Genomic DNA, 21153 nt, shown 5'->3' with positions numbered 1-21153 from the left:
GCAAGCCTTGCTCCCACAGGGGATGGGTGTTGTTCACAGAAATTGTGATCCACACCCTGCTCTGTGGGAGCAAGGCTTGCCCGCGATGATGTCACCACCAACAACCTATGCCCACCTGACACACCCCGTAGCATCTCGGTTATGCTCCCCATTCGTCGTGAATGCCGGAGCCCCCATGTCCCTCACCCGCCTGCTTATCCCCGTCAGCCTCGCCCTGCTGAGCGCTTGCGCCACGCAACCGAAAAACAACGTGACCGTGGAGAAACTCAGCGAATGCCCGGTGCGGCTCAACAACGGGCAGAACATGATCCTCAGCTTGCCCAGCAACCCCACCACCGGGTACCGCTGGGCCATCCAGGATTCAGCGGGCGGCGTGTTGAAAACGCTGGGGCCCGAGGTCTACCGCAATCCGGAAGATGCCGGCATCGTCGGCGCCGCTGGTGTGTCGACCTGGCGCTTCCAGGCATTCGCCACCGGTACCGGGCGGTTGCGCCTGACTTATCAACAGCCCTGGGCCCCCGAAGTACCGCCCGTGGAAACCTTCGACTGTGCCATTGCGGTGAAGTGAGAACGGCCCGGCCGCCCTCGTGCTGATGGGCGCGCCTGGCTTCACGATGCAGCGCCGCGTCTTGTTCAAAAAACGTATTTCAGCCCGATGGTGGTCATGACGCTGGAGCTTTCGATGCCTGCGGAGTCGGTGTAGCTATCGCGGTATTTATCGGAACGATTCTTGACGGTAAGGCTGCCTTTTTTATTCCGTGTGCGACTCCACGCGCTCTCCACGAAAATATTCGTGTTGGCGGTCATGTCATAGCCCAACTTTCCTCCCAACGAATAATACTGTTGATGCTTTGTTTTGCCGACAAACGTCTTATCAGCCAGGTAGTGCTCATCAATGTCAGTGGCAGAAGCCCAGCGACTGTACTTGAACACCCCCTCCATATCGAAACGCTTGTATCGATAGCTGCCGACCAATCCAACATACGGAGTTTTAAAGTGCTGTTTGTAGCCAATGATCGTTACGTCCGCTGGGAACTCGCCAGTGTATGCACCGCTGTTGTAACTAAAGGATCCCCCCTTGGAGGTAAAGCTGAAGCGGCGCTCCTGGTACCCAGCCATCAGGCCCAGGCGATAAACAGGTTCGTTCAATAGCCACCCCTTGAGATTAATATCGAATTCGTTGGCATACCTCAGGGTTGTGTTGGGGTGGACGGCGCGGTCTGTCCATTGGCTCTGGGAGGCATCGACCCAGTCATCGTCATTCATGTAACCGTCCGTGCTGGTGATGGTCGTCCAGCCCGACGCCCCTAGTGACATCCAAGGCAGCACGTTCCAATCGAGAGAGCCTTTGATGACCGCAGCATTGTTGTACTTCCAGTCGAGCTGGCTGATCCTCCTCCCGCCCTCCTCGGGCGCGTAGACCCGCTCGTGGGTCTGACCACTCAGAACGCCTGCATTGATGCCAAGCGTAACTTTCTCATTTACGTACAAATGCCCCGTGCTATCAGCAGCGACTGGAAGCGCAACCGTCGCGACTGTTGCAAATATAAAAAAATGAATTAGCCCAGCTGCTTTCGCCCCTTGTAAAAACATCTACAACTTCCCTGATGAGTTAATTTAGTTCCGCCGCCTCTTGCAATTGCATGCACATCAACAGTCGCTTTTGAAGTTGCGCTTTTTATATCAACGCAACTTTATTCAGCAAGAAACGAATCGAAAACACCGCTAAACAAAATGTGCCTGGAAGTTGCACGCTATTCATCTCGACCGACCTGTCGCAGGCCCCCGTGGAGCCAATGAGCATGAGGACGGGTCCGGGCGTCGATCAAAGATCACGCTTTAGCGCATTAATTGGCTAAAATGCCCGCCTTTTCACCCTGCCGCTGGAACCGCCGTGAGCAACGACCCTGATCGCCTATTCGCCCAACCCCTGGCCCAAGTGCCTGACTTCGCCTTCAACGAGGACGTGGTGCGGGTGTTCCCGGACATGATCAAGCGTTCGGTGCCAGGCTACCCGACCATTGTCGAAAACCTCGGCGTGCTTGCCGCGCAATTCGCCCAGCCGGGCAGCGTGCTCTATGACCTGGGTTCCTCCCTGGGCGCTGTGACCCAGGCCCTGCGCCGCCATGTGCGCACCGACGGTTGCCGGGTGATCGCTGTGGATAACTCGGCGGCCATGGTCGAGCGCTGCCGCGAATACCTCAACGGCCAGGACTCGATGTTCCAGGAGCTGCTGCCGGTGGAGGTGATCGAGGGCGACATCCTGGCCCTGGAGTTCCAGCCGGCCTCGGTGGTGGCGCTGAACTTCACCCTGCAGTTCATCGCACCGGATCAGCGCACGGCCTTGTTGAGCCGCATTCGCCAATCCCTGCTGCCCGGTGGCGCGCTGATCCTGTCGGAAAAGCTGCGCTTCAACGATGCGCAGGAGCACGCATTGCTCACCGACCTGCACGTGGCGTTCAAACGCGCCAACGGCTACAGCGAGCTGGAGATTGCCCAGAAACGCAGCGCCATCGAAAACGTCATGAAGCCCGACAGCCTCGAAGAACACCGCGAACGCCTGTTGGCGGCCGGGTTCTCGAAAGTCGTGCCGTGGTTCCAATGTCTTAACTTCGCCTCGTTGATAGCCTTGCCATGATTGATCTGTCCCCCCTCGCCCGCCGCCTGGCCGGCACGCCCCTGGCCGATTGGGCCGCGACGCTGCAGACGCAACTCGACACCAAAATGGAAAAGGGCCATGGCGACCTGGAACGCTGGCAAAGCGCCCTCGACGCCTTGCCGGTGTTGCAGCCGAGCGAAATCGACCTGTTGAACGGGCTGACCCTCGATACCGATTGCAGCGATGAAACCCGCGCGCAGATGCGCACCGCACTGATGGGCCTGTCGCCATGGCGCAAGGGGCCGTTCGACCTGTTTGGCGTGCACGTGGACACCGAATGGCGCTCGGACTGGAAGTGGTCGCGTGTGGCGCCGCACCTGGATCTCAAGGGCAAGCGCATTCTCGATGTGGGCTGCGGCAACGGTTACTACATGTGGCGGATGCTTGGTGCCGGGGCCGACACGGTAATCGGCGTCGACCCCAACTGGCTGTTCTTCTGCCAGTTCCAGGCGGTGCAACGCTACCTTTCCCAACCCAATGCCTGGCACCTGCCATTCCCGTTCGAAGACCTGCCGCCGGACCTGGAAGGCTTCGATACGGTTTTTTCCATGGGCGTGTTCTATCACCGCCGCTCCCCCATCGAACACCTGCTGGCCCTCAAGGACTGCCTGGTCAAGGGTGGTGAGCTGGTGCTGGAAACGTTGGTAATCGAGGGCGACGAGCACCAGGTGCTGGTGCCCGAGGACCGCTATGCGCAGATGCGCAACGTCTGGTTCCTGCCTTCGGTGCCGGCCCTGGAACGCTGGCTGCGCCGCGCTGGTTTCAGCGATGTGCGCTGCGTGGACGTGAGCCTGACCACCGTGGAAGAACAACGCAGCACGGAGTGGATGAAGTATCAGTCGCTGAGCGATTTTCTCGACCCCGACGACCACAGCAAGACCATCGAGGGCTTGCCGGCGCCGATGCGGGCGGTGATTGTGGCGCGTAAATAAATAGATCAAACAACCCCCATCCCTGTGGGAGCGAGCCTGCTCGCGATAGCAGTGAATCAGTCAAAGGTGTGTTAACTGACGCTCCGCTATCGCGAGCAGGCTCGCTCCCACAAAGGCGGGGGGTGTTCAATCCTGGGATTTGGCCCTGCGCGCCTTGAAGAACTCGCTCAACACCGTGCTGCATTCCTCCGCCAATACCCCGCCCTCGAACATTACCCGATGGTTCAGGAACGCCTGGCTGAAAAACTGCCCCTGGCTCTGCACGATGCCGGCCTTGGGCTCCAGGGCGCCGTAGACGACCCGGGCGATGCGGGAGTGGACGATCAGGCCGGCGCACATGCTGCACGGTTCGAGCGTCACATAGAGGGTGCTGCCGGGCAGGCGATAATTGCTCACGGCCTGGGCGGCGGCGCGGATGGCGACCATTTCCGCGTGGGCACTGGGGTCGTGGCCGCTGATCGGGCAGTTGAAGCCGCGCCCGATGATCTCGCCGTCCTGCACCAGCACCGCGCCCACCGGCACCTCGCCCAGGGCCGCCCCTTGCGCGGCCAGCGCCAGGGCTTCGCGCATGAAGTCCTGGTCGCGACTGCGGTCGATGATCCGGGCAGGACGAATCTGGCGCATCACGCCACCTCAATGGCGGCCATCAGGCCGGTTTCCATGTGGTCGATCACATGGCAGTGGAACATCCACACACCCGGGTTATCCGCCACCAGCGCCACCTGTGCCCGCTCGTTCTTGCCCAGCAGGTAGGTGTCGGTGAAATACGGAATGACCTTATGGCGGTTGGAGGCGATCACCTTGAAGCTCATGCCGTGCAAGTGGATCGGATGTTGGTATTGGGTCATGTTCTTCAATTCGAAAATGTAGCTCTTGCCCTTTTTCAGCGTGGCAATCGGCCGGTCGGCGCAGGTCTTGTCGGTGATGTCCCAGGCCTTGCCGTTGATCTGCCACAAGCTAGGCGGCTTGCCGTTGTCGACATTGACCGACACCGAACCGACCCACTCGAAATTGAAGTTGAGTTTCTCGGCATTGGCCAGGTCCGGCTCGGACACCGGGTTGGCCGGCAATGCTGGTGGCCATGGGGTCGGCGCGTCATCGTTGGGCACCGAGCGCAGGGTGCCCAGGCGCACCGGGCCGTTGCGCAGCGACAACTCTTCCCCGGCCGGCGGGGCCTTGATCGCCAGGCAGATGCGCATGCCCGGGCCAAGCCAGTACTCCTTGCCCAGCGGGCGCGGTTCGATGGGATTACCGTCCAGGGCATAGATCTGCGCTTCGACACCGGGAATGTTGATCCGGTAAGTCAGCGTGTTGTCGAGGTTGAGCAGGCGCACCCGGGTGATCTGCCCGGCCGGCAGGTCGATCACCGCCTCCGGCACGCCGTTGATGGTCGCCAGTCGCCCGGCCGTCCCGCCACGGGCCGCCTCGCGAGGGATGCTGAACGCTACAAACTCACCCTGCTCATCCACGTGCCAGCTCTTCAGGCTCAGGGTCTTTTCGTATTTGAAACCGGTGGGCTCGCGCTCTTCAATGATCAGCGGCCCTACCAATCCACGCCCCAGCTCTTCGCTGCTGTTGACGTGGGGGTGGTACCAATAGCTGCCGGCGTCCGGCACGCGAAATTTGTAATCGAAGTATTCACCCGGCAGCACCGGCAATTGCGAGACATACGGCACGCCGTCCATCTCCAACGGCAGGCGGATCCCATGCCAGTGAATGGTGGTGGCAACCGGCAGGTGGTTGATGAAACGCACCCGCAACCACTCGCCCTGTCGCACCCGCAACTCGGTACCCGGCGCTGATGGGCCAAAGGCCCAGGCCTGGGTCTTGTGCCCGGCCACCAGCTCGACGTCCAGAGGCGCCGCAATCAATTCATAGTCATGGCCAGCCTCGGCATCCGCCCGTTTGCCCAACCAATACCGCGATGCGCCTCCCGCGCCAACGCCCACGACAACAAGACCGGCCAGGCCACCGAGTATTTGGCGACGGGTAAACGACATGAATGCAACCACCTATTGAATCCGCGGCGAACCGACAGGTCCGCAAAAGGCGAATACGATACACCTGCAATTGAGAAAGATTAAGTGAAGGATTGTCGCGTCGGCCCCGCCAGATGGGATGAAGGCGCCTCACGGCGCCCTCATCCCAGGTTGTCAGCCAACCAAAGCTTCCAAGTCCTTGAAAACCAATCCTGGTAAGCGTCGGCCTTCTTTCGCAACGTTGACCTGCAAGGCTGCTTGGGCCACGTCCAACACATTCCGGGTAAGCGAATAGCTGCCCTTGCTCTGCAGCCAGGTCAGAACGTCCGCCAAGTGCCAGATAGACGCGCTGCCCTCGTGCACGGGCGTCGGGAAGCTGCTCGGGTGGGCCAACATCAACTTGCGCATGTTCTGCCGAGACACGCCGACGATCTCGGCTACGTCGGTTAGCCCAACCAGATCAGGAGCAACCTCAATCAGCCTGGCCGATGGCACCGCACGGCGCACGTCGCTCAAAGCGCTGAGCACAGCCTTAATCGCATCAGGAGCATCGCGTGTGAATTCGAGAGCCAACCGTCCCGGCTGTCCTATGCCTACCAGGGCATCGTCGCAGCCCGCTACCCCCAGCCGCTCCACCAGTTCATCCGAGGTACGGTCATCGTCAGCAAGCTGATATTTCAGGGTAAAGGTATATTCCATTGTCTTACTCCTCAGCATCGTCATCAGCCTCGCAACGATTGCGATGGGAAATTGTCCACGACGCGTCGTAATGCTCGCGCATGATTGCCAGGGTTTCTCGGCGTGCTCCATATCGATGTGATACAGAACTCACCGCAACGACACTCCTCGTCGTTATACGGACAATAAGCCCGCCCCCAGGCGTGACCACCACCGACCTCTATGCGCCCCCCAACGCTTCGGCATGCTTCAGCGTTTCTTCGACTTCCTTTTTCGGATGCGAGGAACGAATCATCAGTGCTCTCCAGTATTCGCATGACCTGCCTGGATGTCAAATGACAACCAGATCATTCCCTTGGATGATAGGCATTCCCGGCGCACCGATGAGGGCCGAATCGTAGCGAAAGGTGACGGTACCGGACGGCTTCGCTGTCAGGTGCAGAAGAGCGCTGAGAAAAAACAGTACGGCCACTAAAAAGCCCTGGAGAGGTTATCCACAGGGCTTTTCAGGTACACCGCAACACAAGGATCACCCCGCCAGTAAACGCGCCTTTTCGCCACGGGGTGTGAAGAACGCCAGCGCCGCCGCGACCACGAACAGCGCAGGCACATCGCCGAGCAAGTGGCCGTAATGGCTCATGCCGTCCATCCCGACACCAAAGGACTGCACGGCCATGATCGCGCCATGCACGACGCTCGACCAGACCGTGAACCAGATCAGGCTCAGGTGCTTCAGCGGATCCCGTGAAGCTCTCAGCAGGAACACGCCGAGGGTAGCGTAGAGGCCGACGATCATCAGCGGATAGTCGGAATGACCGCTGTGCCATGTCCAACCGGACGGCCATAGCAACATCAGCGGCCCGATCGCAAACACGGAGATCAGGCCCACCACGATCAAAACCATGCGCAGGGCGGCGAGTCTTTGAGGGTCGTTCATGGCGGGCTCCTTATGGCGACGGGACTGTCGCTGAACCGGACGTGCGTGAGTATAGAACGCGCCTTGGCTACGTGCCCGACCCTACCGCCAGCCGTCTTGACGGCTCAGGATGGCAAACCGGTGATCAGGTGTACCACGCCGTTGTCCAGCGACAACACCCCAGCCACCCCGGCGGCCTTCAACCCCGACCGGTCTATCCGGGCAACATCCCGCAACTCCACTCGCAGTCGCGTCAATGCCACGGCCTGATGGCGCTTTAGATTATCCGCGCCGCCCAGCGCGGCGACGATAGCCGGTGGGACACCAGCAACCGATGTCGCCAGTTTGGGCTCATCCGGCACCAGGTCCGGGGTCAGGGCTTTCCAGAATGTCCGCTGCAGTTTGTCAAACATGTTCAGTGCTCCATGACCAGTGTGGCCGGGTCAACCGTGGATGAATGCGTACGCAGGATAGCGCGCACCTGTTCGGCGCTTTCCCGCCCCAGGGCCTGTTGGGCAAGCCTGCGGCATTCACTTAGGTCCCATTCACGCACGCACGCTTTTATTGTCGGAATCAACGGCACGCTGACCGAGAGTTCATCCACACCAAGCCCCAGCAACACCGGTACCGCCAGGGGTTCCGATGCCAGCGCGCCACACACCCCGACCCATTTGCCCTGGGCATGCGCGGCATCGACGGTACGAGCGATCAGCCGCAGCACCGAGGGATGCAGGCTGTCGGCCTGGCTGGCCAGGCGTGGATGGTCTCGGTCCATGGCCATGGTGTACTGGGTCAGGTCGTTGGTGCCGATGGAAAAGAAATCCACTTCGGGGGCAAACAGATCAGCCATCAGGGCCGCCGCCGGGACCTCGATCATGATCCCCAGCTTCGGCTGCTCTTTCAGGCCCAGGCTGCCAACCTCTTCCTCCAGTATCCGCCGCGTCAGACGCAACTCCGACAATTGGGTGACCATGGGCAGCATGATGTGCAGGCGCGCCATTCCGGAGCAGGCGAGTATCGCCCGGAACTGCTCACGCAACAGTTGTGGCCGGTCCAGGCACAAGCGAATCCCGCGCATGCCCAGGAACGGATTGGCCTCGCGCTCCATCGGTACATAGGCCAATGGCTTGTCCCCCCCACGTCCAGGGTGCGCACCACCAGGTTGCGCTCCGGGCCCAGTGCCTGGGCGACGGCGCTGTACAGCGTTGCTTGTTCGTCATGCCCCGGCGGCTGCAAGCGATCCAGATAAAGCAGTTCGGAGCGCAGCAGCCCCACCCCTTCACCTCCCAGGGTCATGGCCTGCTCCACGTCCCGCAGCGAACCGACATTGGCGCTGATCTCCACTCGATGACCGTCGAGGGTTCGGGCCGGCAGGGCCGATTGTTCGAGGTCTCGCTGGCGGCGCTGACGCTGCTCGTCACGCTGGGCGCGGAATTGTTCGATCCGGGCCTGATCAGGATTCAAATGCAATTCGCCGCCGTCGGCATCCAGCAACACCTGGGTGCCATTGGCGATGTCCAGCACCTGTCCATGCAGGCCACACAACGACGGCAAGCCCAGCGCTCGGGCAAGGATTGCCACATGGCTGGTCGCACCGCCATCGACCGTGACAAAACCGGCTATTCGCGAGGTATCCAGGCTGGCGGTCTGGGAGGGTGTCAGTTGCTCAGCCACCAGGATCGCACGCTCGGGCAATGTCCAGGCGCGTTCCTGCACCCCCAGGATCAACTTGAGCACCCGTTGCCCGACATCGGCCAGGTCCATTGCCCGTTCGACCAGCAACGCGCTACCCAATTGCTGGAACAGTGCAGCGGTGGCTTCTGTAGCCGCGTTCCAGGCGAATGCCGCACTCTTGCCTTCGAGGACAAGGGCCTGGGCGTGCTCCAGCAGGGTGGGGTCCTCCAGCAACGCTTCATGAGCTCGAAAAATCTGCGCCTGGACACTGCCCGCCGCTTCGCGTTGCAAGGTCCGCAACGCTTCAGCCGCCTGGCCCAGCGCCTGGTCCAGAGCCGCTTGTTCAGCCTGAATCCCGAGGCCCGCCTCGTCGATGTCCAGCACCTGCGAGGCAACTTGAACCACCTCGCCAAACGCCAGGCCGGGCGAAGCGCAGACACCTCGCAGCCGGCCCGACATCGACGGTTCGGAGACGTGGGACGACACCAGCGCCAATGGCACGCCAACCGTTTCGCCGCACCCCGAAAGCAACAGGTGTTCCAAGGCTTCGATGGCTTGCCTGGCCTGGGGGCCGGCGGCACTGATCTGCACGCTGTCGCCCTTGGCCGTCTGCAGCGCCATGATCGCCACCACGGACTTGGCATTGGCGCCGGCCTGCTGCCGATGCAGGCAGATGTCTGCGTCGAATCCCTTGGCCGCCTCGGCGAACACCGCGGCAGGGCGAGCATGCAAGCCACATTCGTTGGGCACGATCAATGGCCTGGAAAACAGCGCCGAGCCCTGTTGTGCATCCTCGGCAGGTCTTGATTCATCCAGGCTGACTTGCAGCAGCGGGTCGCCACTCTCGACGCAGGCAGCCTGGTCTGCCAACACGCTGAAAGGCTCGCCGCTGACCACCAGCACCAACGTCAACAGGCTCCGTGCATGCAGGGCGATGTAGTCGGCATCAAAATCGATCAGGGGCTGCCCCGCCTCGACGCGTTGACCCGCCTCCACCCGGGGAGTAAAGCCCTTGCCCGCCAGGTTCACCGTGTCCAGGCCAATGTGCATCAGCACCTCAACGCCGTGGTCCCCAGTGATACTCAGCGCATGGCCGCTGCCCTGGAGCGTGCCGACGACACCAGCCAACGGTGCGCAGAGGGTCTGGGAAGTCGGGTCGATGCAGATCCCATCTCCCACTATACGGCTGGAGAAGACCGGATCCGGCACATTGTCCAAAGGCATCAGGACCCCGGATAACGGCGCGAGCAATTGCAAGGGTTGCGTTGTGTTCATGACTTCACCTGCTGCTGTCTATTCTTGTTGGCATCGCGGCTATGAAGGGCCCGCCGACACGCACTACACGGGTCACTTCCACCAGTATTCGATCTGCACGCCCACGTTGGAGCCATGTCGCGCGCTGTCAAATGCGCCGGTGTCGGACAATGCCGACCCCGCCGCCAGTTGGTTGGCTGCACGCTGGGCCGCTTCGTTCCAGCTGGCGTAGGTGTAATAAAGCCGTATCTCCGGTCGGGCCCAGAATTCCGGCCCCTTGGGCGACCAGGTGGGTGCAAAGGTAAACTTGCTCAGCTTGCGCGTGCCGTCACTCGCCTGCACTTGGTCGTGGCCCAGCTCAGCCACCAGCTTGAACTGGTCGGTGATGGCGTAGGCCGGGCGAACCCCCAGCGACACCCAGTCCTGGTCTCCGCCATCGCGGCGGATATCCTTCTGATAAACCGCCTGCACCTGCCCGCCGAAACGCGGCGTGACCTGCCAATCGAAGAATTCAACCAGACGATAACTCTTGTTGCTGTCGTCCAGGCCCGTATCGCCGGTATACCCCAGCCCGGTGCCGGGCCCCTCGCCATATTGCAAAGCCAGTTTATTCTTGCCACCCACAAAGGCCTGCTGCACATGCTGGGCGGTCAGGGCCCAGCCACGATGGGCATCACGACGGTCCGCCTGGTCGATGAAGCTCAAGCCCAGTTCCAACTCACCACCGGGGTTGGTCCTGAAACCGGCCACGTTGAAATCATGTCGACTGACCGGGTCTTTCTGATACAGGTTGTCCTTGCGCGAGAAGGCGTAGCTGTATTTCAGGCCGCCAATGAGTACGTCCTCGATCCCGCCCCCGGTGGCACTCTGGTTCCAGTAGTAGAAATCGGAAATATGAATGTCGTTACGTTTGTAGTAACGCCGACCGGCCCATAGCGACCCGCCGTTCAGGCTGGGCATGTTCGACCACTGGGCATACATCTGCGGCATCCGCGCGGCGCCGTTGTCACCCTGGAAAGTCGGCGTGCGATCGTAACGGTTGTACAGCGACGCCATGCCATCCACGCTCAACACCGAACCATCATCGAGGGTGAAAAGGTCCTGGCGCAGCTCCAACTCGCCATATTGTTCGCATTCGTTGCCTAATCGGTACTTGCTCTGCGCTCCTGGCAACTGGAAACAGGATTGCGATCGACCATTGGTTGCACTGCCGACGCCGCTGCGCAAGTAACCGGAAAACTCCAGCGCCTGGGTTGGAAATGGCAATGCCAGGCAGATGCAGGACACCGCGAGGCCTCGATTTATTGTTGTTCTCATATGCCGCTCCTTGTTTTTTATTGTTTTTTGCTGCGCTTTCCCCTTTTCCTGCCAACGAATGGGCGATAAAGAGCCGCACGGTGCGTCGAACGCAACGTGGTCGCTGTCAGGCGATGCCTGGGTCGGAAAGGGTTTTGATTCAATCGCTCAGGTGCAGTACGAACGACTCGTAGGGTCGCAGGCGCAACCGTCGATCACGGTGCTCTCGGTCGTAATTACCGATCACCCATCGTTGCTTCATGTCGGAGGTGATGATCCCATCGGGCAACTCAACCTCGCAGTCACCGCCGTGGAAATGACTGATGACCAGCAGACGTTCCCCCTGCCCCTCGCGCAGGTAGGCCCACACGAAGGGGTGGTCGGGCAACAACAGGCGGTAGACGCCCTCCTGGATCAAGGCTTCGCTACGGCGCAGGGTGATCAGCTGTCGATAAAAATGCAGTATTGATGTCGGGTCTTGCAGTTGGTGTTCAACGTTGATGAAGGCAGCATTGGCCGGCACGCCGATCCAGGGCTCGGCCTGGCTGAAACCCGCGTTCGGTCCGGCCGTCCATTGCATTGGTGTACGCCCGTTGTCCCGCGACTTCTGCATGATCGCCGCCATGGCCTCGGCTTCGGGCACCCCGGCGTTACGCTGGAGACGAAAGATATTCAAGGTCTCGACGTCGCGGTACTGGTCGATGTGATCAAAGCCCGGATTGGTCATCCCCAGCTCTTCGCCCTGATACACGAAGGGCGTGCCTTGGAGGAAGTGCAACGCGGTGGCCAGCATTTTCGCCGAAGCCACCCGGTGCTCGCCGTCATTTCCGAAGCGAGAGACCACCCGCGGCTGGTCGTGATTACACCAGAACAACGCGTTCCAACCGCCACCGGCCTGCATGCCGGTCTGCCAGTCGGACAAGATGCGTTTGAGCTGGAAGAAATCGAAGTCGGCTCGCACCCATTTCTGCAGGTTCGGATAATCCACCTTCAGATGGTGGAAATTGAAGGTCATCGACAACTCGCGCGAATCCGGACACGAATAACGAATGCAGTGTTCGAGAGTGGTGGACGACATCTCGCCCACGTTGATCAGGTCGAAACCTTCAAAGACCTCCCGGTGCATTTGCTGCAGATAACGATGTACGTTCGGGCCGTCGGTATAGAAACGCCGGCCATCGGTGTGGTCATCAGGAAAATCCGCCGGCTTGGAGATCAGGTTGATGACGTCGAGGCGAAAGCCCCCCACGCCCTTGTCCCGCCAGAAGCGCATCATCTTGAACACTTCGGCACGCACCTGAGGGTTATCCCAGTTCAGGTCGGCCTGGGTGTGATCGAACAGGTGCAGGTAATACTGGCTGGTCTGCGCCTCGTATTCCCAGGCCGAGCCGCCGAACTTGGATTCCCAGCTGTTCGGTTGGTCGCGCCAGATGTAGAAATCGCGGTACGGGTTGTCGAGGCTGCTGCGGGCGACCTGGAACCAGGGATGCTCGATGGACGTGTGATTGACCACGATATCAAGCATCAACTTGATACCGCGTCTGCCGGCCTCGGCGATCAACAGCTCACAGTCAGCCATCGTGCCGTAGCTGGGGTCGATGGCATAGTAGTCGCTGATGTCATAACCATTATCGCGCTGTGGCGAACGCAGGAACGGCGTCAGCCACAGGTAATCCACCCCGAGCCAGTGCAGATAATCGAGCTTGTCCACGATCCCCAGTAAATCACCGGTCGCCTGACCGCCGTGGCTGTAGAAACTCTTCGGATAAATCTGGTAGATCACGGAGCGTTGCCAGTCTTGCATGACGCGATTCCTTCAGTGCGGGCCCATGGCCCATCGTGGACAGTCCGGGTGTCAGGCGACGCGATAGCCGGGGCGGACGATCTTCATGCTCAACCCGCAGGTCAGCGCAAAGGGCACGGTCATGGCGATGACCATGCCGATCACGAACATCGGTATGTAGTCGGGAACGATCGAAATGAAACCCGGCAAGCCACCCACACCAATGGCCGAAGCCTTGATCTTGTTCAGCGACAGGAAGATGCAGCCCAGGGCCGAGCCGACCAGGGCACAGTAGAAGGGAAATTTGTAGCGCAGGTTGACGCCGAACATCGCCGGTTCAGTGATACCGAAGTAGGCGGAAATGGCCGAAGTGGAAGCCATGCTCTTGTCCCGGGCATTGCGGGTCATGTAGAACACCGCCAGCGCCGCGCTACCCTGGGCCAGGTTGGACATGACGATCATCGGCCAGATGAAGGTGCCGCCCTGGGTCGAGATCAATTGCAGATCCACCGCCAGGAACATGTGGTGCATGCCGGTCACCACCAGCGGTGCATATAACAGGCCGAAGATCGCCCCACCGATCACCGGCGCGAGATCGAACAATGCCACCATGCCTTCTGTAATCAGGATGCCCAGGTGCCGGGTGACCGGTCCAATGATCGCCAGCGCCAGTACACCTGTGACGACGATGGTGGTAATCGGCACGACCAGCAGTTGGATAGCGTTGGGCACCCTGGCACGCAACCAACGCTCGATCACGCTCATGACAAAGGCGGCCAACAGGATCGGCAGGATCTGTCCCTGGTAACCGACTTTTTCGATCCGGAACCAACCGAAGATATCGAAGTACGGCAAGCTCTGGCCATCCAGCCCCGCCACGGCCTTGCCGTAGTTCCAGGCATTGAGCAGGTCCGGGTGAACGAGCATCAGCCCGAGCACGATGCCCAGGATCTCACTGCCGCCAAAACGCTTGGCCGCCGACCAGCCCACCAGTGCCGGAAGAAAGACAAAGGAAGTGTTGGCCATCAGGTTGATCAGGCTCCAGACACCGTCCAGGTTCGGATACGCGTCGAGCAGTGTCTGGTCGGCAATGAACATACCCTTGGCGCCCAGCAGGTTGTTGACGCCCATCAGCAGGCCGGCGATCACCAGCGCGGGCAGGATCGGCATGAACACGTCGGAAAGCACCCGCACCAGGCGCTGCATGCCGTTGCCTTTCTGTGCGCCCTGGCGCTTGACGTCGGCGATGGTCGCGGCGGCCAGGCCTGTCAGCTCGCGCAGGGCGGCGTAGACCTTTTCCACCTCGCCCGGCCCGATGACCACCTGGAACAAGCCGCCGGTGAAAAACGAACCCTTGACCAGGTCGACCTGGTTCAATGTTGCGCTGTCCACCTGTGATGCATCCTTGAGGGATAGCCGCAGGCGCGTCACGCAATGGGCTGCCTGCTCGATATTGCCGACGCCGCCGAGGCTTTGCAGCAGCTCGCTGGCGATTCTGGGGTAATCGTGGCTCATGCTTTTTTCTTCCGCGTCGTTGTTGTTATTGAGAGTCGACAGCACATGGAAGGAAAAAATACTCGTCTGTACGAGTTAAATCAACAACTCGTACAGACGAGTTGTGTTTTTTTATTTAAGCACTCCACTATCATCGCGAAACGCCCTACGCTCCTTGCTGCAAAAAACCACAGTGAATTGGACAAGCCCCCCACTTCACCCTTAAGGTTCCGCCCCCGGTGTACCGCGCGTTACAGAGCCATTTCCATGAGTAAATACAACCGGATCTACAGCGACCTGCTCGCCAGCATCACCACCGAACGCTTGGAGCGTGGCGCCCGCCTGCCTTCCGAAACCGAATTGATGGACAGCTACCAAGCCAGTCGGGGCACCGTGCGCAAGGCGATCGAACAGCTTCAGGAGCGCGGTTTCGCCCAGAAGATCCATGGCAAGGGCACCTTTGTACTGTCCACCTCCCCTATCGAATTCCAGCTCGGCGGCATTGTCAGCTTCCAGGAGACGTACCCGCGCCTGGGCGATGACGTCCGCACTGAAGTGGTCGAGTTCAGCCAACTGCCGCTTGAAGGTGCGTTGCTCGAACACATCAAGGCCCCCGCTGGCAGCCAGGTGACGCGCATCAAGCGCGTGCGAAGAATCGACGGCAAACGGGTGATCCTGGACATCAACCATTTCGTCAGCGACGTGATCCCCGACCTGACCCGCGAGATCGCCGAGCGATCGATCTATGCCCACATCGAACAGACCCTGCAACTGCAGATCGCCTATGCCCAGCGCACCATCGAAGCCGTCCGGTGCAGCAACGACGACCAGCAACACCTCGACCTCGACGGCCAAAGCCATGTCATCGTGGTCAGCAACCAGACCTTTCTTCAGGACGGCCGGCAGTTCGAATACACCGAATCACGGCATACCCTCGACAAGTTCTATTTCTCGGATGTGGCGCGGCGCTGAGGAAACCAGGCGGCTCCCTCCCTGCTTGATGGCGCACTTGCGAAGCGCTCTGACGACAGAGTTGGATGAGTCACACGATGTCACGCGGCGCTCGTGTACGCCAAGAGGCACTCCACGAGCGCATCGAACGTCACCTTGCAACGCGGGCTTTCGCGCAACCCCTCGTGCATGGTGACCCACGTAGGCAATCGCAGCGCGAAGTGCCGCGAAAGTACACGCACTAGCATTGCGTCCCGCTGGCCCAAGGCGACTTGGCATATCCCAATACCGCCGCCGGCGCGGATCAGCGCCAGTTGAGCCAGATCGCTATCGGTGCGCATCGAGAAGGCCTCCCGTCTCCATGCGGGGAACTGCTTAGTTGCGGCGCGGAGAAAAGGCGTTTCCTGATCAAACCCAATCAACGCATGCTTGATCAGATCCGCGGGTGCGGAAGGTGTACCGTGCTGTGCCAGGTAGTCGCTGCGCGCATACATTCCTAATTCGACATGGCCAACGCTCCGAGCAATGAGCAGATCCTGCTTGGGCAACGACATGCGGACCGCAATGTCCGCCTCCCGTTGCAGCAGATCTTGTACGCGATTGGTGGGCACGACCTCGATCTTCAAACCAGGATGCGCTTGGCGAAGCCGCGCGATCGCAGGCGGCAGCACCTCCACCCCGATCACCTCGCTGGCTGACACCCGCACCGTGCCCGTCGCTTTTTCGCCCTGCTGGCTGGTGGCCGCGCGTTGAAGGGCCGCCGCGTTGCTCTGCATCGCTTCGGCATAGCCGCGCAAAGCCAACGCGGCCTCGGTGGGCAACAACCCGGTCTGCGAACGGGTGAACAGGGCCTGATGGAATGTCGCCTCCAAAGCAGAGATATGACGCCCCGCCGTAGGCTGCGTGATGCCGAGCGCGCGTGCGGCCCCTGAGAGCGACCCCTCCGTCAACACAGCAAGAAACGTTCGATACAGTTCCCAGCCAAGGTCATTAGCCATACAAAAATGCATATCCGATAGCTTACGTTAGGTAATTTATTTCTACTTAAACCACGCCCAGAATTCAACCCACTCACCCACCTGACGGAGAATGGACATGGCAAATATCGACAATCCTCTAAGCAAAAAAATCTTGGTGCTAGGCGCAACAGGCGGGATCGGCGGTGAAGTGGCACGACAACTGCACGACGCTGGCTGGCAGGTCCAGGCTCTCCATCGCGGGTTGGCCTCACCCCAAGAGCAGCGTGATGGCATCACCTGGCTGCGTGGAGACGCGATGCAGCGCGATGATGTGATGCATGCCGCGCGCGAGTGCAACGTTATCGTCCACGCGGTCAACCCTCCCGGCTACCGCAACTGGGGCGAGTTGGTGCTACCTATGATCGAAAACACCATCGCGGCGGCGAAGGCGGAAGGCGCCACAGTGGTGCTGCCAGGCACTGTCTATAACTACGGTCCCGATGCATTCCCGGTACTGAGCGAGGATGCCCCGCAACGCCCACTCACACGCAAGGGCGCCATCCGGGTCGAATTGGAACAGCGGCTACAAGCCTCCAGCGAGCGAGGTGTACGGGTAATCGTGGTGCGAGCTGGGGATTTCTTCGGCCCAAGCGCAGGCAACAGCTGGTTCTCGCAAGGCGTCGTCAAACCAGGACAATGCGTGAAGATCATCCAACTTCCGGGCGATCCGGGCGTGGGCCACCAGTGGTCGTATCTGCCCGACGTGGCCCGCACGATGGTCGAACTGCTCGGACGCCGCGACTCGCTGCCGCCCTTCGCCAGTTTCCATATGGCCGGGCATTGGGATGCCGATGGCACACAGATGGCTGCTGCTATCTGCCGCGTTGCGAAACGGCACGGTGGTCCACCAAAGCTGCGAGCCTTCCCATGGTGGCTCACACGATTGGCTTCGCCCTTTGTGCCTACGCTGCGTGAACTGCTGGAAATGCGTTACCTGTGGCGTCAACCCGTGCGCATGGACAACGCTCGCTTGAAGGCTGTCCTAGGCAGTGAGCCGCATACGCCGCTGGATGAAGCCGTCGAAGCAACTTTGGCAGGGCTGGGCTGCATCGTGCGGCAGCGTCCCACGCCAGCCATTGATGCGGCAATCGTAGCGGAAGGTGACGGTACCGACAGGGCGACACCGTCACTTCTACCGCCAACCTGTCCCGCCGGCCAGCGATAATCACCGATAACTGCCGTGACGTATTTTTTCTAAATCAACACGTTACGGCAGTTCTTCGATAGCTGGCGATACCCCTCGAAAGACCTGATATCACTCCCACTCAATCGTCGCCGGCGGCTTGCTCGACACGTCGTAAGTAACGCGAGAGATGCCGTCGATTTCGTTGATGATGCGGCCGGAAACGGTTTCCAGCAGCTCGTACGGCAGGTGCGCCCAGCGAGCGGTCATGAAGTCGATGGTTTCCACCGCACGCAGGGCCACGACCCAGGCGTAGCGACGGCCATCGCCGACCACGCCGACGGATTTCACCGGTTGGAACACCACGAACGCCTGGCTGACCTTGTGGTACCAGTCGGCCTTGCGCAGTTCTTCGATGAAGATGTGGTCGGCGCGACGCAACAGGTCGGCGTATTCCTTCTTCACTTCACCGAGGATTCGCACGCCCAGGCCCGGGCCCGGGAATGGGTGGCGGTAGACCATGTCGTAAGGCAGGCCCAGTTCCAGGCCGAGGCGACGGACCTCGTCCTTGAACAGCTCACGCAGCGGCTCGACCAGCTTGAGGTTCATTTCTTCCGGCAGGCCACCGACGTTGTGGTGGGACTTGATCACGTGGGCCTTGCCGCTCTTGGCGCCGGCCGACTCGATCACGTCGGGGTAGATGGTGCCCTGGGCCAGGTACTTGATGTTGTCGAGCTTGCAGGATTCGGCATCGAACACGTCGATGAAGGTACGACCGATGATCTTGCGCTTCTTCTCCGGGTCGGACTCGCCGGCCAGGTTGGTCAGGAATTGCTCTTCGGCGTTGGCGCGGATCACCTTGACGCCCATGTTCTCGGCGAACATGGCCATCACTTGCTCGCCTTCGTGCAGGCGCAGCAGGCCGTTGTCGACGAAGACGCAGGTCAGTTGATCACCGATGGCCTTGTGCAGCAGCGCGGCGACTACCGAGGAGTCGACGCCGCCGGACAAGCCGAGCAGCACGTTGTCGGTACCGACCTGGGCGCGCACCTGGGCGATGGCGTCTTCAGCGATTTTCGACGGTGTCCACAGGGCTTCGCACTCGCAGATGTCGAGGATGAAGCGCGACAGGATGCGGCCGCCCTGCTTGGTGTGGGTCACTTCCGGGTGGAACTGCACGCCGTAGTAACGACGCTCGTCGCTGAACATGCCGGCAATCGGGCAGCTCGGCGTGCTGGCGAGGATGTGGAAGTCTTCCGGCATCTTGGTGACCTTGTCACCGTGGCTCATCCACACGTCCAGACCGAACAGGCCATCGGCGTCGACATGGTCTTCGATGCCATCCAGCAGGCGGCTCTTGCCGACAACGTCAACGCGGGCATAACCGAACTCACGCAGGTCGGAGCCTTCCACCTTGCCGCCGAGCTGCTCGGCCATGGTCTGCATGCCGTAGCAGATGCCGAAGACCGGTACGCCCAGGTCGAACACCGCTTGCGGGCAGCGCGGGCTGTTGGCTTCGTGCACGGACTCGGGACCGCCGGCGAGGATGACGCCTTTGGGAGCGAACTCGCGAATCGCTTCGTCATCCATGTCGAACGGGTGCAACTCGCAGTACACGCCGATTTCACGCACGCGGCGGGCAATCAGTTGGGTGTACTGGGAACCGAAGTCGAGGATCAGAATGCGGTGAGCGTGAATGTCGAGGGCCATGACTCATTCTCATGTAGTGAATCAGAAACAACTCGGGGCTGAATGAACAGCCCCGGTGATTAACGTTTTGCTGGAAGCCTTAACCTACGCGGTAGTTCGGCGCTTCCTTGGTGATCTGTACGTCGTGGACATGGGACTCGGCCATACCGGCGCCGGTGATGCGCACGAACTCCGGCTTGGTGCGCATCTCTTCGATGTTGGCACTGCCGGTGTAGCCCATCGAAGAACGCAGGCCACCCATCAGTTGATGGATGATCGCGGTCAGGGTGCCTTTGTACGGCACACGACCTTCGATGCCTTCCGGTACCAGCTTCTCGGCACCCGCGGAGGAGTCCTGGAAGTAGCGGTCGGAAGAGCCCTGGGCCTGGGACATGGCGCCCAGCGAACCCATGCCGCGATAAGCCTTGTAGCTACGGCCCTGGAACAGTTCGATCTCGCCCGGCGCTTCTTCGGTACCGGCGAACATCGAGCCCATCATCACGGCAGAGGCACCGGCCACGATGGCCTTGGACAGGTCACCGGAGAAACGGATGCCGCCGTCGGCGATCAACGGTACGCCAGTGCCTTCAAGGGCGGCGGCGACGTTGGCGATGGCACTGATCTGCGGCACGCCGACACCGGCGACGATCCGGGTGGTGCAGATCGAGCCAGGGCCGATACCGACCTTGACCGCGTCGGCGCCAGCTTCGGCCAGGGCCTTGGCGGCAGCGCCGGTGGCGATGTTGCCGCCAATCACCTGCACTTCAGGGAAGTTCTGCTTGACCCAACGAACGCGGTCGATCACACCTTTGGAATGGCCGTGGGCGGTGTCGACCACCACCACGTCGACGCCGGCATTGACCAGCGCGGCGACGCGGTCACCGGTGTCCTTGCCGGTACCGACCGCTGCACCGACGCGCAGACGACCCTGGTCGTCCTTGCTGGCCAGCGGGTAGGCCTTGGCTTTTTCGATGTCGTTGACGGTCATCATGCCCTTGAGGGCGAATTTGTCGTCGACGATCAGCACGCGCTCAATGCGGTGCTTGTGCAGCAATTCGCGGACTTCGTCCTTGCTGGTGCCTTCCTTGACCGTGACCAGGCGCTCTTTAGGCGTCATCACTTGGCGGACGGTGGCATCCAGGCGGTTCTCGAAACGCACGTCGCGGGAGGTGACGATGCCGACCAGGTCGCCATCGTGCAGCACCGGAACGCCGGAGATGTTGTGCATGCGGGTCAGTTCGAACAGATCGCGCACCGTGGCATCGGCCTCGATGGTGATCGGGTCCTTGACCACGCCAGCCTCGAACCGCTTGACCTTGCGCACTTCGGCGGCCTGCTGTTCGATGGTCATGTTTTTGTGGATGATACCGATACCGCCTTCCTGGGCCATGGCAATGGCCAGACGGGCTTCGGTCACGGTGTCCATGGCAGCGGAAACCAACGGGATATTCAGTTCGATGCCACGGGTAAGACGGGTTTTGAGGCTGACTTCGTTAGGCAGCACCTCGGAATAACCAGGCACTAGGAGAATGTCGTCGAAGGTCAGAGCTTCTTGGCTGATACGCAGCATCGCGGGGGCTCCCGAGCGGGAAAATGGAAGCGCGCCATTATACTCATGCACACCGTCTGGCTCAATGTAAAACTCTGTCTATTATTGGCGGGGTGATTGACGGGGCTGATCGCCCCACTGCGGCGGTACACCGCCC

At 60.7% G+C, this 21153-nt stretch carries 17 protein-coding genes and 1 pseudogene; 5 read left to right on the top strand and 13 right to left on the bottom strand.

The window, feature by feature from the left end; all coding sequences use genetic code 11:
- Positions 1–175 precede the first annotated feature (175 nt).
- Positions 176–568 carry a protease inhibitor I42 family protein gene (locus PCOSP_RS05245; protein ID WP_139646025.1) on the top strand — a complete coding sequence of 131 codons (393 nt, stop codon included), beginning with the start codon at positions 176–178 and terminating at the stop codon, positions 566–568.
- Positions 569–633: 65 nt separating this feature from the next.
- Here PCOSP_RS05245 and PCOSP_RS05240 read toward each other — a convergent pair whose 3' ends face one another.
- Positions 634–1593, bottom strand: a complete 960-nt coding sequence (locus PCOSP_RS05240; RefSeq protein WP_464710489.1) for an omptin family outer membrane protease — start codon at positions 1591–1593, stop codon at positions 634–636.
- Between the two features lie 301 nt (positions 1594–1894).
- Between PCOSP_RS05240 and cmoA the strand changes: the two genes are divergently transcribed.
- On the top strand, positions 1895–2638 hold the full coding sequence (gene cmoA, locus PCOSP_RS05235) for a carboxy-S-adenosyl-L-methionine synthase CmoA (protein ID WP_024778935.1): 744 nt from the start codon (positions 1895–1897) through the stop codon (positions 2636–2638).
- Entirely contained in the window at positions 2635–3591 is a 957-nt protein-coding gene (gene cmoB / locus PCOSP_RS05230) for a tRNA 5-methoxyuridine(34)/uridine 5-oxyacetic acid(34) synthase CmoB (RefSeq protein ID WP_041020630.1), read from the top strand. The genes cmoA and cmoB overlap by 4 nt, the downstream gene beginning before the upstream one ends.
- A gap of 126 nt (positions 3592–3717) precedes the next feature.
- On the opposite strand, the gene tadA is transcribed toward cmoB, so the two are convergent.
- The 9 genes and pseudogenes from tadA to treP all read right to left on the bottom strand — a co-directional run bounded on the left by tadA (position 3718) and on the right by treP (position 14686).
- A complete protein-coding gene (tadA, locus tag PCOSP_RS05225) occupies positions 3718–4215 on the bottom strand; it encodes a tRNA adenosine(34) deaminase TadA (RefSeq protein ID WP_024778933.1) in 498 nt (165 codons plus the stop codon).
- Positions 4215–5591, bottom strand: a complete 1377-nt coding sequence (locus tag PCOSP_RS05220; RefSeq protein WP_464710487.1) for a multicopper oxidase family protein — start codon at positions 5589–5591, stop codon at positions 4215–4217. Before PCOSP_RS05220 ends, tadA begins: the two co-directional genes overlap by 1 nt.
- Before the next feature lie 153 nt (positions 5592–5744).
- A complete protein-coding gene (locus PCOSP_RS05215; protein ID WP_139646015.1) occupies positions 5745–6269 on the bottom strand; it encodes a helix-turn-helix transcriptional regulator in 525 nt (174 codons plus the stop codon).
- Between the two features lie 508 nt (positions 6270–6777).
- The gene (locus PCOSP_RS05210; RefSeq protein ID WP_175385132.1) at positions 6778–7185 is read right to left on the bottom strand and encodes a DUF6632 domain-containing protein; all 408 of its coding nucleotides are present in this window, start codon (positions 7183–7185) and stop codon (positions 6778–6780) included.
- Between the two features lie 104 nt (positions 7186–7289).
- The gene (locus PCOSP_RS05205) at positions 7290–7577 is read right to left on the bottom strand and encodes a PTS transporter subunit EIIB (RefSeq protein WP_464710486.1); all 288 of its coding nucleotides are present in this window, start codon (positions 7575–7577) and stop codon (positions 7290–7292) included.
- Positions 7578–7579: 2 nt separating this feature from the next.
- Positions 7580–10113, bottom strand: a pseudogene (gene ptsP, locus PCOSP_RS05200) (phosphoenolpyruvate--protein phosphotransferase).
- Positions 10114–10185: 72 nt separating this feature from the next.
- Entirely contained in the window at positions 10186–11409 is a 1224-nt protein-coding gene (locus PCOSP_RS05195; RefSeq protein WP_175385134.1) for a maltoporin, read from the bottom strand.
- 139 nt (positions 11410–11548) lie between these two features.
- Positions 11549–13192: an alpha,alpha-phosphotrehalase gene (gene treC, locus PCOSP_RS05190; protein ID WP_464710484.1), complete on the bottom strand. Its 1644-nt coding sequence runs from the start codon at positions 13190–13192 to the stop codon at positions 11549–11551.
- A 51-nt stretch (positions 13193–13243) separates the two neighbouring features.
- Positions 13244–14686 carry a PTS system trehalose-specific EIIBC component gene (gene treP / locus PCOSP_RS05185; protein WP_139646002.1) on the bottom strand — a complete coding sequence of 481 codons (1443 nt, stop codon included), beginning with the start codon at positions 14684–14686 and terminating at the stop codon, positions 13244–13246.
- A 246-nt stretch (positions 14687–14932) separates the two neighbouring features.
- On the opposite strand from treP, the gene treR reads away from it, so the two are divergent.
- Positions 14933–15637, top strand: coding sequence for a trehalose operon repressor (gene treR / locus PCOSP_RS05180; protein ID WP_139646000.1), 705 nt, complete (start codon positions 14933–14935; stop codon positions 15635–15637).
- A gap of 80 nt (positions 15638–15717) precedes the next feature.
- Here treR and PCOSP_RS05175 read toward each other — a convergent pair whose 3' ends face one another.
- Positions 15718–16614, bottom strand: coding sequence for a LysR family transcriptional regulator (locus PCOSP_RS05175; RefSeq protein ID WP_464710482.1), 897 nt, complete (start codon positions 16612–16614; stop codon positions 15718–15720).
- A 97-nt stretch (positions 16615–16711) separates the two neighbouring features.
- Between PCOSP_RS05175 and PCOSP_RS05170 the strand changes: the two genes are divergently transcribed.
- Positions 16712–17800: an SDR family oxidoreductase gene (locus tag PCOSP_RS05170; protein WP_464710481.1), complete on the top strand. Its 1089-nt coding sequence runs from the start codon at positions 16712–16714 to the stop codon at positions 17798–17800.
- A gap of 90 nt (positions 17801–17890) precedes the next feature.
- Here the strand turns inward: PCOSP_RS05170 and guaA are convergent, their stop codons facing one another.
- Together guaA and guaB are read right to left on the bottom strand one after the other, a co-directional pair.
- A complete protein-coding gene (gene guaA / locus PCOSP_RS05165; protein WP_041020635.1) occupies positions 17891–19468 on the bottom strand; it encodes a glutamine-hydrolyzing GMP synthase in 1578 nt (525 codons plus the stop codon).
- 79 nt (positions 19469–19547) lie between these two features.
- Positions 19548–21017, bottom strand: coding sequence for an IMP dehydrogenase (gene guaB / locus PCOSP_RS05160; protein WP_024777063.1), 1470 nt, complete (start codon positions 21015–21017; stop codon positions 19548–19550).
- Positions 21018–21153 lie beyond the last annotated feature (136 nt).

The organism is Pseudomonas sp. MAFF 730105 (genome assembly GCF_055380705.1).
This window is presented reverse-complemented; position numbering and strand designations above follow the sequence as displayed.